An 11599-nucleotide genomic window follows, 5' to 3' on the forward strand; every position below is an offset into this window, starting at 1 on the left:
GGGTTGGGCTGTTCGCCCATTAAAGCGGTACGCGAGCTGGGTTCAGAACGTCGTGAGACAGTTCGGTCCCTATCTGTCGTGGGCGCAGGAAATTTGAGAGGAGCTGTCCTTAGTACGAGAGGACCGGGATGGACGCACCGCTGGTGCACCAGTTGTTCCGCCAGGAGCACAGCTGGGTAGCTAAGTGCGGACGGGATAAGCGCTGAAAGCATCTAAGCGTGAAGCCCCCCTCAAGATGAGATTTCCCAATTAGTAAGACCCCTTGAAGACGACGAGGTTGATAGGCCTGAGGTGGAAGTGCAGCAATGCATGGAGCTGACAGGTACTAATCGGTCGAGGGCTTATCCAAAATAACTCCAAAAAGTGGCGTCAGGCTGAACAAGCCGAGCAGAGCACTTCAGGAGACTAACGCGCAAATTCGTTTCGTATCCAGTTTTCAAGGATTAAACCTTGAATTTATGGCTTGGAGAGATACCCAAGTGGCTATAAGGGGACCCTCTGCTAAGGGGTTAGACTGCGTAAGCGGTGCGAGGGTTCGAATCCCTCTCTCTCCGCCATTTGTACAAGCTTATATCTTGGCGGCGTAGCTCAGCTGGCTAGAGCGTACGGTTCATACCCGTGAGGTCGGGGGTTCGATCCCCTCCGCCGCTACCATTATTTCTCGGAGGCTTAGCTCAGCTGGGAGAGCATCTGCCTTACAAGCAGAGGGTCGGGGGTTCGATCCCCTCAGCCTCCACCATCTATGCCATCAACATTTCATTACACCGTGCCGGTGTAGCTCAACTGGTAGAGCAACTGACTTGTAATCAGTAGGTTGGGGGTTCAAGTCCTCTCGCCGGCACCATTTGTACCTTTTGCGGAGCCGTGGTGTAGAGGCCTAACATGCCTGCCTGTCACGCAGGAGACCGCGGGTTCGAATCCCGTCGGCTCCGCCATTTATTTGAATATTTCCACCATGAAGTGGGAAAGTTACTAACTTAACCGCTTTATTTTTTTGACCAAATTACATATGGCTCGGTAGCTCAGTCGGTAGAGCAGAGGACTGAAAATCCTCGTGTCGGCGGTTCGATTCCGTCCCGAGCCACTTTTATGCTCCTTGGATCGTATGTGGTCTTTTAGGTTAGCATAATTTATATGGAGGCTTAGCGAAGTGGCCAAACGCAGCAGACTGTAAATCTGTTCTCTGACGAGTTCGGTGGTTCGAATCCATCAGCCTCCACCAGTTTTACGAGCCATTAGCTCAGTTGGTAGAGCACCTGACTTTTAATCAGGGTGTCGAAGGTTCGAGTCCTTCATGGCTCATCTCGAAAAGCCGTTAACCTTAGGGTTGACGGCTTTTTCTGTTTCTCCGGTCGGGAGATCGGGAAGATTTACGTTTGAAACGTCCGGTATGCTAAAATGGGATTACTCAACACTACATTAACTAAAGAGAAAGGCAACTTATATGGATATTAAATTGCTCAAGCAGCAAGTGGAGCAGGTAATCGGTACGTCACTGACGATATCAAAGTGGGAGCTTGAGGACTGGCACTCCCAGATCGCGCAATGGGGAAGCACGGATACCGGCCCTTTGCGCGCCAACGGCCGATTGATCTGGTTAGCGGACATGCAAGGGAGCTCCGTAACCGTGCTGGAAGCGGAGGCCGCTCAGGTCACGGACACGGAATCCGGGCTGGTCCAGATGCTATTGTCCATCGCAAGAGGAGGGGCTTCATCGCCGTTAACAAGTCCCAAACGCGATGACGAAGCACGCAGCATTCAACTTGGGGAATGGCTGCAGGAGCGGTTGGACCTTAATGATTTTAATCAACAGGTTCCGGGGCATATGCCTATTAAGGCTAAATTGAAGGGACGCCTGTTGCCTTTTTTGCTGAGTTGGGACAACCAAGGACAAGGACAGGCTATTTCATTTACGAAGCTTAATAAGCTGCTGAGGAGTTATTTTGGCGGAGAGGTCATTTTAGTCCCATTGAAAGAGGAGTGGCTGATCCTGTTAGGCGAGGAGTTGCTCACGAGCTTGCGGGAAGAAAGCGAGGAAGCGGCGGAGACGGAACGCGATATGCTGGGGGCGTTGTGCCAAGGCTTGTATGAGCTGATCACCAATGAATGGGTGGGCGGATTTCACCTTGCGGTAGGCAATGCTTTAATCGGCGATGCCGAGTTGACTTCGGCAACCCAGTCGTTGCGGCAGACGCTTTCGCTTGGCCGGATATTCAATGTGACGAATCAAATCCACCTGCCTTGGGAATTGAGGCTGGAGCGTTTGATTTATAGCATTCCGGAGCCGCAGCGGCGGATGTTTACCGAGGAAACCGGGAATCACGCCCGATTGCTGCAGGACGAAGAAACGCTAACGACGCTGGAGACCTTTTTCGCGTTGGACTGTAACGTCAGCGAAACCGCCAAACGTCTATACATTCACCGGAACACGCTCTTATACCGGATCGAGAAATTTAAACAAGAAACCGGACTGGATGTGAGGACATTTCGGGACGCGGTTTTGGTCAAACTAGAGCTGCTATTGTACAAAGTGACGAAAAGGCCCTGAAATTTTTGTGCAGTTTGTGGATGGATGGGTTTTCCCCTATCGTTTAATATATAAATATAAAATGTATCCGATTTCATAAAGCTGATAACAAGCATTAGCAAGACCAAACTATTATTTTATGGGAGGCCAAACACATGGCAGGCGTACGCTTAGAACACATTTTCAAAACATACCCGGGTGCTGCTAAAGCAACTGTAGAAGACATCAACCTTGATATTGCCGATAAGGAATTCCTCGTACTGGTTGGACCGTCCGGTTGCGGTAAATCCACGACCCTTCGTATGATCGCAGGTCTCGAAGAAATTACCGAAGGCAAATTGTACATCGGCGATCGCGTCGTGAACGACGTAGCTCCGAAAGACCGCGACATCGCGATGGTATTCCAATCTTACGCTTTGTACCCGCACATGAACGTATACCAAAATATGGCGTTTGGTTTGAAACTGCGTAAAGTGAAGAAAGAGGAAATCGACCAACGTGTTCGCGAGGCCGCAAGAATCCTCGACATCGAGCATTTGCTGGACCGCAAACCGAAAGCTCTTTCCGGTGGTCAACGTCAACGGGTTGCCTTGGGCCGCGCTATCGTCCGCGATCCTCAAGTGTTCCTGATGGACGAACCGCTTTCCAACTTGGATGCTAAATTGCGCGGTCAAATGCGCGCCGAAATCACGAAACTGGTTAAACGTCTGGAAACGACTTGCATCTACGTAACACATGACCAAATCGAAGCTATGACGATGGGTGACCGGATCGTAGTTATGCACGACGGTATCATCCAACAAGCCGCTTCTCCTGAAGAGCTGTACAACCAACCGGGCAACATTTTCGTAGCCGGCTTTATCGGATCCCCTACGATGAACTTCGTAAACGGCACATTGGCCGAAGAAGCAGGCACGGTACGTTTCAAGGCTTCCAACATGGACGTAGTCGTTCCTCAAGGGAAAGCCGCTATTCTGAAAGAAAAAGGCTACATCGGCAAAGAAGTCATCATGGGTATTCGTCCTGAGGACATCCATGAAGAGCCGGTATTCCTGGAAGCTTCGCCACAAACGGCATTCACGGCAAACGTATATCTGACTGAAAACCTCGGTCATGAAATGCAATTGTACTTGAACGGCGCTGGCGGCGACGGCTTGATCGCACGCGTTGACGGCCGTTCCAACACTCGCGAAGGCGACAACGTTAAACTGGCCATCGACATGAACAAAATTCATATCTTTGACAAAGAAACAGAACGCAACGTATTCTTCAGCTAATTCGTTAGGCATTCGAGAAGCCGCCCTTCGGGGCGGTTTTTTTGATTAATACGGAGAAAAGTGGAGCAGCTTGGTGAAGAAGGACCTCCCTTCCTCGGCGAAGATTGATTTACGAGGCAAATTCCATTACGATGAATACATTGAGCGATCTAGCAACAAAGATGATTTCAGCTTTAGGGCAGCGTATATCGGAACCGGAATGCAAGGGCAGACGAAGGATCGTCTGAAAGCCGGTATGGGAAAGGAAGAGCATGATGGTTAAAAAAGTGAAAGTATCCGAATTGGTCAACCAGTTCGGGCTCGAGGTCGTTTCCGGAGAACAGGGACTAAAGCGGGCGATCACGGTCGATGACCTGTATCGTCCGGGATTGGAAATGGCCGGTTATTTTGAATATCATCCGCCGGAACGCGTGCAGATTCTAGGAAAAACCGAGTTGGCCTTCTTCGAGATGCTACCGGCCAGCGAACGCAAGGTCCGGATGGAACGCTTGTGCAGCAGCGATGAAACGCCTTGCATCATCGTCACCCGGTCTTGGGAGGTACCGGAGGAATTGATCGAGATCAGTTCGGTCAAAAATATCCCAGTACTACGCAGCAGCATGGCTACGACGATCCTGTCCAGCCGGATCACCAGCTTCCTGGAGCGTAAGCTGGCGCCGACGGCTACGATTCACGGCGTTCTCGTCGACGTCTACGGGGTAGGCATGCTGATTACCGGCAGCAGCGGCATCGGGAAAAGCGAGACCGCGCTGGAGCTCGTCAAACGTGGGCACCGGCTAATTGCCGACGATGCCGTGGAAATCCGCCAAACCTCGGACAATCAGCTGCACGGCTCGGCGCCGGAGTTGATCCGCCATCTGCTGGAAATTCGTGGCGTCGGGATCATCAATGTGATGACGCTGTTTGGCGCCGGGGCAATCCGCAACAATAAGCGGATTACGCTGGTGGTGAAGCTGGAAGCCTGGCAGCAGGAGAAACAGTATGACCGCCTGGGACTGGATGAAGAAACCACGCGGATCATCGACACCGACGTACCGTTAGCCACGATCCCGGTCCGTCCCGGACGGAACTTGGCGGTCATCATTGAAGTAGCCGCGATGAACTTCCGCTTGAAGCGGATGGGTTACAATGCGGCGCTGCAATTTACGACGAAGCTCACCGAGACGATTGCGGAAGATATCGACGATTTGGATTAGGAGCGTGAACGATGGGTACCTTGTTATTGGACCCGATAGCTTTTTCCATCGGGAGTTTGAATGTGCATTGGTATGGCTTGATTTTGGGGAGCGCCGCTTTGATCGGGCTTCTGTTTGTCGTCTGGGAGGGGAAACGGTTCCGCGTTCCCCAGGAATTTTTCATGGATCTATTGTTGCTCGGCGTGCCGTCGGCCATTATCGGGGCGAGAATTTATTACGTCGCGTTTAAGTGGGACGACTACAAAAACAACTTCTGGGATGTATTCAAAATCTGGAATGGCGGTATAGCCATTTACGGCGCTCTGATCGGCGCGATTATTTGTGCGGTCATCTTTGTGCGGCGCCGCGGCTATAACTTTTGGCGAATCGCCGATATTTGCGCGCCTTCACTGCTCATTGGACAGATGATCGGACGCTGGGGGAACTTCGTCAATCAGGAGGCCTATGGCGGTCCTACGACGGAAAGCTTCCTGCGGGATAACCTGCATCTGCCGTCCTTTATCGTGAATCAAATGAACGTGCAAGGGACATTCCATCACCCGACGTTTCTATACGAATCGTTGTGGAATTTGGTTGGAATTGTGTTGTTGATGATTTTGCGCAGACAGAAGTTTCTGCGGGCCGGGGAACTGTTCGCTTCCTATTTCATCTGGTATTCGATCGGGCGTTTCTTTATCGAGGCGCTGCGGACCGACAGCTTGGCTTTTCAGGGGGCTTCCTGGCTGGCTTCGTTCGTGAACGGGCTGTGGGCTCCGATGACCTGGTTTGGCTTTGAGCAGGGGTATCTGGCTCCATCCTACGGGAATGTAAGAATTTCGCAGCTGCTGGCGATCGGCCTTGTGGTTGCCGCGATTATTTTCATTATTGTACGTCGTCGAACCGTAAGCGGATTGCCTTATTACAGCGATCCGATTATCAGCACGAAGACCGCCGCGGCGGAAAGCCTGCCGACGGCAACGGCTGCAACGGTTGCGGACGAGCCGCAGAAGTCTGAGCCGGTTGTAGAGTCCGCGGAGGAACTCCCGGAAAGTCAGGAAGCGAAAAAGGAGTAACCACTACATGATAGACACCGTGTTATTTGATCTGGATGGAACGATCATCGACACCAATGAACTGATCATCGCGACGTTTCTGCATGTGATCGATAAGCATGGCCTGGGGCCGTACGCGCGCGAGCAAATCATCCCGCACATGGGCTTGACGCTGGAGCACCAGCTGCGTACCTTCTCGGGGCGTGAGGAAGTAGCGGACCTGGTGGCGGATTACCGGAAGTACAACCGGGAACGCCACGATGAACTGATCCGCGAGTTTCCGCATGTCAAGGAGGTTGTCGCCAAGCTGCATGAGAGCGGGGTTATGATGGGAATCGTAACGACGAAAATCCGGGAGACGGCGTCGCTCGCGCTGAACATGTTTGGCTTGCTGCCCTATATGACGACGATCGTCACGGTGGAGGATGTAAGCCATCCCAAACCGCATCCCGAGCCGATTATGACGGCGCTTCGCCAATTGAACGCCGATCCCGGGCGTACGCTGATGGTAGGCGATAGCGCGGCCGATCTGCAATGCGCCAAAGCGGCGGGCGTTCGCTCCGCCGGCGTGGCCTGGTCGCTGAAAGGCGAAAGGGAGTTGCAGAAATACGACCCCGACTATATCCTGAAGGACATGACCGATTTATACGGTGTCTTGGGATGGGAGCCTGTGAACCCGTGAGAAAGGTAAGGCAATATCCGGTGGAAGGGCCAAACGCGCTTTGGCAGCTGTACCGGACGGTGAGCCCATGGAAAGGCGTCCGCAATTTTATGTTTATCCAAATCGCCAGGTACTGCCCGATATTGTCGCTGAAGAACGCCATCTATCGGCGCGTCCTCAGCATGAAAGTCGGCGAGCAAACCGCGTTTGGATTGATGGTGATGGTGGACGTTTTTTTTCCGGAGCTGATTACGGTTGGCCGCAACTCGGTGATCGGGTACAATACGACCATCCTTGCCCACGAATATTTAATCAAGGAATACCGGTTGGGGGAAGTGCGGATCGGCGACGAGGTTATGATCGGGGCCAACTCCACGATTCTTCCGGGTGTTACGATCGGGGATGGCGCGGTCGTGGCCGCCGGATCGGTAGTACATAAGGACGTGGCCCCAGGCACGTTTGTTGGCGGCAACCCATTGCGCGTGCTGGAGCGGAAGAGCCCGGAAGGCGCGGGGAACGTTGGCGGGGAAACGGAGAGGTGAGCCGTCGGAAACAAATATAAGCTGTCTCGAAGTCGGCATTTGGCCGGAACGAGACAGCTTTTCGTGTTATTTCAAGATCAATCTAATATCGGTTTTTGTTAGAATGGTGTTCTTGTTTGTCCAAGCACCGATTATGTTTGGTGCTTTATTTAAGTTTGATCTTAATTTCTTGAGGAGTGTACTCCAAGGTTTCCGTGAGGGTGAAGTTCAAAGGTTGGACATATTGGCGCTTCTCGAATTGGAAGATAACCGTTCCCACCTCTCCACCCCGATGATACGAAGGGGAGCCATTTTCCTGCAGAATCCGATATTTGGTTCCTTCGTTATCGTTGAAGTATTCGTCAACGGTAAAAGGCAACCCCACCTTGGAATCGGGACTGTTTTTCATATGAAGACGAACCTCCAAAGTTTGTTCGCGGGTAATGACTTCTACCTGCTTTGCGGCTGGATCCGGGAAGAGGAGTTGTTTTTTATCCGTATCGACCATCAAGTTGAACGTAACGATTTTTTGCATACCCGCATAAGGTTTGCCGCTCCAGGCGATGGGGATTTTCGCGACTAACTGTAGGCGATGCCGTACAATTTCCGCCGATTTCCGGAAATCAATTGATAAAAGGCTTGTTCGTCTCCGCTGCAAGCAGCGGCGGCCCATTCTCTCTTTTCCACAAGCGGGCTCCTCCTTCCTTCCCATTTAAAGTGCAGCGGCAAGGGATTACCGGCCGGTAAAAAACAACTCCCTATCATAAAGACGGAGCACCGCATCAAACGGTTTTAGAACATGACAAACTTTCAACTAGTTACCAAAAAGTTTTGCAATCGGCCAAAGGCTCAAGGTATAGTTGTATTAGGCAAGCCAAGATGAAACTTTTGCCATAGGCGGGCGTCTAGTACATAGTTAAGCATTCTTTTTAATTATGAATAGGGGTTGGTTGAGTGAGCAAGGTGATCAAGGAACGTTTGCCGCAGCTGGATATTTTCCGTGCGTTAGCCATCTTCAGCGTAATCCAGGTGCATGCCTCATCGTTCGCAGCCGCTGAACAAGCGCTGAATTCACCGTACTACTTCTTTTATAATTGGATGAACATTTTTTTCAAAATCGGTACGCCGTCGTTTATCTTTCTAAGCAGCTTCGTCCTCTTCTACAATTATTACGATCAGCCCATCAGCTGGAAGCTGGTCGGTAAGTTCTATAAGAAACGCCTAACGTTTATCATCCTTCCGTACCTGTTGGTTTCCTGCATGTATTTCTTGGTGGTAGCTTTATATCGTCATGATTTTATCAATAACTCCAAGTTGTACGAGTTGAAGTCGCTCGGCTCCGCGCTGCTGACGGGAACGGCATATACTCACCTTTATTTCGTATTTATCAGCATTCAATTCTACCTGTTGTTCCCGCTCTTCTTGTGGTTGTTCCAGTCTTTCCGTAAAAATAACGTCCTGCTGGGGTTGATCCTTCCGGTCGGGCTCGCGCTGCAGTGGGGGTTCGTGTTCTGGAACAGATATGAACTGCTATTGCCCAACAAAGGTAGCTTTGCGCTCACGTATATGGCCTATTACATGATGGGCGCGGTGGTGGCGATCTATTTCGGAAAAATCAAAGCCTGGCTGACCACCGAATGGAAAACGCTGTCCCAACCCCAGAAAGCCTTAACGGCTGGCCTCTGGACGAGTTGGCTGGCGATTGCGTTCGTGCATGTCCAGCTCTGGTATTCGTACCGGCAGGGGATTCGCGTGCCCGACTCCTTCTGGTTCGAATTTTTATGGAACGTGCATTCGATGCTGTCGGCGTTGGTGCTGATGAAGGCGGCTTTTTACATACATCGGAAAGGGTCGGCGTTTTGGATCAAATCGCTTACCCGGCTAGGCGAACTGTCGTTCGGGGTTTATTTGTTTCACCCGTTCGTGCTGCTGGTGTATCGGTTGTTTCGGAAGGAGCAGTCCTTACCCGGCGATTCGCTGCCCTATTTCCTGTTTATCGTTGTCGGCTCGTTAAGCGCATTGTTCCTGTCCTGGGGCTTCGTCCAGCTCAGCTTCTGTCGGCTGCCGTTCGCGTCGTGGTTTCTCGGGAATGTCCCGGCTTCCTTGCGCAAAAATAAACCCAAGCGAAGTCCGGAAAACGGGCAAGCCCCATCGGTTCATGCGAATACGTAACTTGGCCGAACCAAACCGGTCTGTGGAAACAGGCCGGTTTTTTGCTGTGCTTGGAGGGGGGCGCCTCAAAAAAATAAGCTTGTGCAAGGGTTTTGCCACCCGCGTGGGGAATACTTAATAGATTCGAGCGAAGCAGCCGAAAGGACGCGCTGTAAGCATTGACGGTCTGAAAGTAAATATGATAAGATATGGCTATTCTTTACTTTGGTAGCATGGTAGCACTTTAATATAATAAAGTATTTAAGGAAGATGAAACGGTGAGGTGAAACACTTGTCGAAGCCAAAAGGTTTTGAAAAACCGGCGGGTGTCCGCGACTATCTGCCTTTTGCCGTGGATAAGCTGCGGACGATCGAACGCCGCGTCCTGGACTGTATGGACGTCTGGGGTTACCGGCAAATTATGACGCCCACGATGGAGTATTACGATACGGTAGGCGTCGCCAGCTCCACGTCGGACCAGAAGCTGTTTAAACTATTGAACAACCGGGGGACCACGATGGTTCTCCGTTCCGATATGACGGCGCCGATCGCTCGGGTCGTCGCTTCCTTATTAAAAGAAGAGCCGCTGCCGCTCCGCTTGTCCTATCACGCCAATGTGTTCCGGGCGATCGAGGAGGAGGCGGGGAAGGAAGCGGAGTTTTTCCAAACCGGCGTCGAGCTGGTGGGCGATGACTCGGCTGACGCGGATGCCGAGGTGATCGCCTTGGCAGTGGCTTCGCTGCAGGCTGCGGGCGTGACGTCGTTCAAGATCGCCGTGGGCCACGTCGGCTTCCTGAACGGGCTGCTGGAGGAGGCGGTCCCGGGTCGGGAGGATATCCGTGAGGCATTGAAAGAAGGGCTGCTGCACCGCGATTTCGTCGGTTATCGCGAAACGCTGGCCGGGCTGTCCTTATCGTCGCGGCAGCGCGAAGAGCTGGAAGGCATTCTCCGCCTGCGTGGCGGCAAAGAGATTTGCGGCCAGGCGCTTGAGCTGAGCCGTAATTCGATCGCCCAAACGTCCGTAGGGCATCTCAGTCAGGTCTGGGATGCGCTGGAGGACTTCGGCGTAGCGGAGCACGTCATGATCGATCTGACGATGATCGGGGATTTCTCGTATTATACCGGCATGACGTTTGAGGGATATGCGGCGGAGCTGGGCTTCCCGGTTTGCAGCGGGGGGCGCTACGACAACCTGCTGCAGCAATTCGGCCGGCCGGCTCCGGCAACCGGGTTCTCGCTGAAGACGAACCGGATCCTCGACGGGGTGAACGGGATTGAAGCCGAACCGGAGTTGCCGGTCGTGCTGCAGTATGACGCGCCGAACCGGAAGCGGGCTTTTGCCGAAGCGGAGAAGCTGCGCGGGGAAGGCCGGAGCGTGCTGATGCGACATGCGAACGGGCCGGAGGATTTGCTGGATGCTTATGCGGCGGCTCGGCGTCCGGGTCCGCTGGGGCCCTTGCACGGAGACATCCTCACGTTCGTCAGCTTTTGAGTCGAGCCGATCCGCTTCCAAGCCTGAAAGGAGGGCCAACCATTGGGGCAAATTATCAAAGTAGCCATGCCCAAGGGGCGTATTTATAAAAAAGCGTCCGCCTTGTTCCGCGAGGCGGGCATCGATATTCCGGACGACGTGGACGAATCCCGCAAGCTGGTCGTGCCGCTGCCGGAAATCGGCATGGAATTCATTCTCGCGAAGCCGGTCGACGTACCGACTTACGTGGAATACGGAGTAACGGATATCGGCATCGTCGGCAAGGACGTGCTGATGGAAGAGAACCGGGACGTTTATGAGCTGCTGGACCTTGGCATCGCCCGCTGCCGCATGTCGGTGATCGCGCTGCCGGATTGGAAGCCGGGGATTCAGCAACGGGTGGCTACGAAGTATCCGAACGTGGCGTCGCGGTATTTCCGCGAGCACGGGCAGCAGGTCGAGGTGATCAAGCTGAACGGCTCGATCGAGCTGGCGCCGCTGATCGGCTTGGCCGACCGGATCGTGGACATGGTCGAGACCGGACAAACGCTGAAGGAGAACGGGCTGGTCGAGATGGAGCGGATATTCGACATCACGAGCAGGCTGGTTGCCAACCGCGTCAGCTACCGGATGAAAAACGCCGAGATTCAAGCCGTTTGCGACGCGCTGAATCGGGTGATTCAGTCGGGCCCGGTCAAGCAGGCTTAGAGTACGGCTGAGGTCAGACGGCGGATCAAAGCGGCATCGGAAAGAACATAACGGGA

Annotated in this window: 11 protein-coding genes, 8 tRNA genes and 1 rRNA gene; 19 read left to right on the forward strand and 1 reads right to left on the reverse strand. The window is 52.9% G+C overall.

Annotation, left to right across the window (positions count from 1 at the left end; all coding sequences use genetic code 11):
• The 16 genes from ACQ4N8_RS21250 to ACQ4N8_RS21325 all read left to right on the forward strand — a co-directional run.
• Nucleotides 1-349: ribosomal RNA gene (locus tag ACQ4N8_RS21250) — 23S ribosomal RNA — on the forward strand; the annotation flags it as partial.
• Between the two features lie 116 nt (nucleotides 350-465).
• Nucleotides 466-557: transfer RNA gene (locus ACQ4N8_RS21255), tRNA-Ser, on the forward strand.
• Nucleotides 558-577: 20 nt separating this feature from the next.
• Nucleotides 578-654: transfer RNA gene (locus ACQ4N8_RS21260), tRNA-Met, on the forward strand.
• A 9-nt stretch (nucleotides 655-663) separates the two neighbouring features.
• Nucleotides 664-739, forward strand: a tRNA-Val gene (locus ACQ4N8_RS21265).
• Between the two features lie 29 nt (nucleotides 740-768).
• Nucleotides 769-844, forward strand: a tRNA-Thr gene (locus ACQ4N8_RS21270).
• A 14-nt stretch (nucleotides 845-858) separates the two neighbouring features.
• Nucleotides 859-935, forward strand: a tRNA-Asp gene (locus ACQ4N8_RS21275).
• Nucleotides 936-1011: 76 nt separating this feature from the next.
• A tRNA-Phe gene (locus ACQ4N8_RS21280) sits at nucleotides 1012-1084 on the forward strand.
• A gap of 52 nt (nucleotides 1085-1136) precedes the next feature.
• Nucleotides 1137-1222 (forward strand) — tRNA-Tyr (locus ACQ4N8_RS21285).
• A gap of 7 nt (nucleotides 1223-1229) precedes the next feature.
• A tRNA-Lys gene (locus ACQ4N8_RS21290) sits at nucleotides 1230-1302 on the forward strand.
• A gap of 142 nt (nucleotides 1303-1444) precedes the next feature.
• Entirely contained in the window at nucleotides 1445-2548 is a 1104-nt protein-coding gene (locus ACQ4N8_RS21295) for a PucR family transcriptional regulator (RefSeq protein ID WP_430706352.1), read from the forward strand.
• Between the two features lie 134 nt (nucleotides 2549-2682).
• Nucleotides 2683-3804: an ABC transporter ATP-binding protein gene (locus tag ACQ4N8_RS21300; RefSeq protein ID WP_430706353.1), complete on the forward strand. Its 1122-nt coding sequence runs from the start codon at nucleotides 2683-2685 to the stop codon at nucleotides 3802-3804.
• A 73-nt stretch (nucleotides 3805-3877) separates the two neighbouring features.
• Nucleotides 3878-4066 carry a hypothetical protein gene (locus ACQ4N8_RS21305; RefSeq protein WP_430706354.1) on the forward strand — a complete coding sequence of 63 codons (189 nt, stop codon included), beginning with the start codon at nucleotides 3878-3880 and terminating at the stop codon, nucleotides 4064-4066.
• On the forward strand, nucleotides 4059-5000 hold the full coding sequence (gene hprK, locus ACQ4N8_RS21310) for an HPr(Ser) kinase/phosphatase (protein WP_430706355.1): 942 nt from the start codon (nucleotides 4059-4061) through the stop codon (nucleotides 4998-5000). Before ACQ4N8_RS21305 ends, hprK begins: the two co-directional genes overlap by 8 nt.
• Before the next feature lie 11 nt (nucleotides 5001-5011).
• Nucleotides 5012-6052 (forward strand): prolipoprotein diacylglyceryl transferase, encoded by a 1041-nt coding sequence (gene lgt, locus ACQ4N8_RS21315; protein ID WP_430706356.1) that lies wholly within the window; start codon nucleotides 5012-5014, stop codon nucleotides 6050-6052.
• 7 nt (nucleotides 6053-6059) lie between these two features.
• Entirely contained in the window at nucleotides 6060-6713 is a 654-nt protein-coding gene (gene ppaX, locus ACQ4N8_RS21320; protein ID WP_430706357.1) for a pyrophosphatase PpaX, read from the forward strand.
• Nucleotides 6710-7234, forward strand: a complete 525-nt coding sequence (locus tag ACQ4N8_RS21325) for an acyltransferase (protein ID WP_430706358.1) — start codon at nucleotides 6710-6712, stop codon at nucleotides 7232-7234. Before ppaX ends, ACQ4N8_RS21325 begins: the two co-directional genes overlap by 4 nt.
• 145 nt (nucleotides 7235-7379) lie before the next feature.
• Here the strand turns inward: ACQ4N8_RS21325 and ACQ4N8_RS21330 are convergent, their stop codons facing one another.
• On the reverse strand, nucleotides 7380-7886 hold the full coding sequence (locus ACQ4N8_RS21330; RefSeq protein ID WP_430706359.1) for a hypothetical protein: 507 nt from the start codon (nucleotides 7884-7886) through the stop codon (nucleotides 7380-7382).
• Between the two features lie 281 nt (nucleotides 7887-8167).
• Here ACQ4N8_RS21330 and ACQ4N8_RS21335 point away from each other — a divergent pair, with 281 nt between their 5' ends.
• The 3 genes from ACQ4N8_RS21335 (at nucleotide 8168) to hisG (ending at nucleotide 11543) form a co-directional block, all read left to right on the forward strand.
• On the forward strand, nucleotides 8168-9385 hold the full coding sequence (locus ACQ4N8_RS21335; protein WP_430706360.1) for an acyltransferase: 1218 nt from the start codon (nucleotides 8168-8170) through the stop codon (nucleotides 9383-9385).
• Between the two features lie 271 nt (nucleotides 9386-9656).
• Nucleotides 9657-10856, forward strand: a complete 1200-nt coding sequence (locus tag ACQ4N8_RS21340) for an ATP phosphoribosyltransferase regulatory subunit (RefSeq protein ID WP_430706361.1) — start codon at nucleotides 9657-9659, stop codon at nucleotides 10854-10856.
• Nucleotides 10857-10898: 42 nt separating this feature from the next.
• A complete protein-coding gene (hisG, locus tag ACQ4N8_RS21345; protein ID WP_430706362.1) occupies nucleotides 10899-11543 on the forward strand; it encodes an ATP phosphoribosyltransferase in 645 nt (214 codons plus the stop codon).
• Nucleotides 11544-11599 lie beyond the last annotated feature (56 nt).

The sequence above is a fragment of the Paenibacillus macerans genome (assembly GCF_050565405.1).
Lineage (GTDB): Bacteria > Bacillota > Bacilli > Paenibacillales > Paenibacillaceae > Fontibacillus > Fontibacillus macerans_B.

Coding starts and splice junctions, on each gene's coding strand:
- ACQ4N8_RS21330 (WP_430706359.1), bottom strand. CDS start 7,886: ATGGGCCGCCGCTGCTTGCAGCGGAGACGAACAAGCCTTTTATCAATT.
- ppaX (WP_430706357.1), top strand. CDS start 6,060: ATGATAGACACCGTGTTATTTGATCTGGATGGAACGATCATCGACACC.
- ACQ4N8_RS21295 (WP_430706352.1), top strand. CDS start 1,445: ATGGATATTAAATTGCTCAAGCAGCAAGTGGAGCAGGTAATCGGTACG.
- ACQ4N8_RS21300 (WP_430706353.1), top strand. CDS start 2,683: ATGGCAGGCGTACGCTTAGAACACATTTTCAAAACATACCCGGGTGCT.
- lgt (WP_430706356.1), top strand. CDS start 5,012: ATGGGTACCTTGTTATTGGACCCGATAGCTTTTTCCATCGGGAGTTTG.
- hprK (WP_430706355.1), top strand. CDS start 4,059: ATGGTTAAAAAAGTGAAAGTATCCGAATTGGTCAACCAGTTCGGGCTC.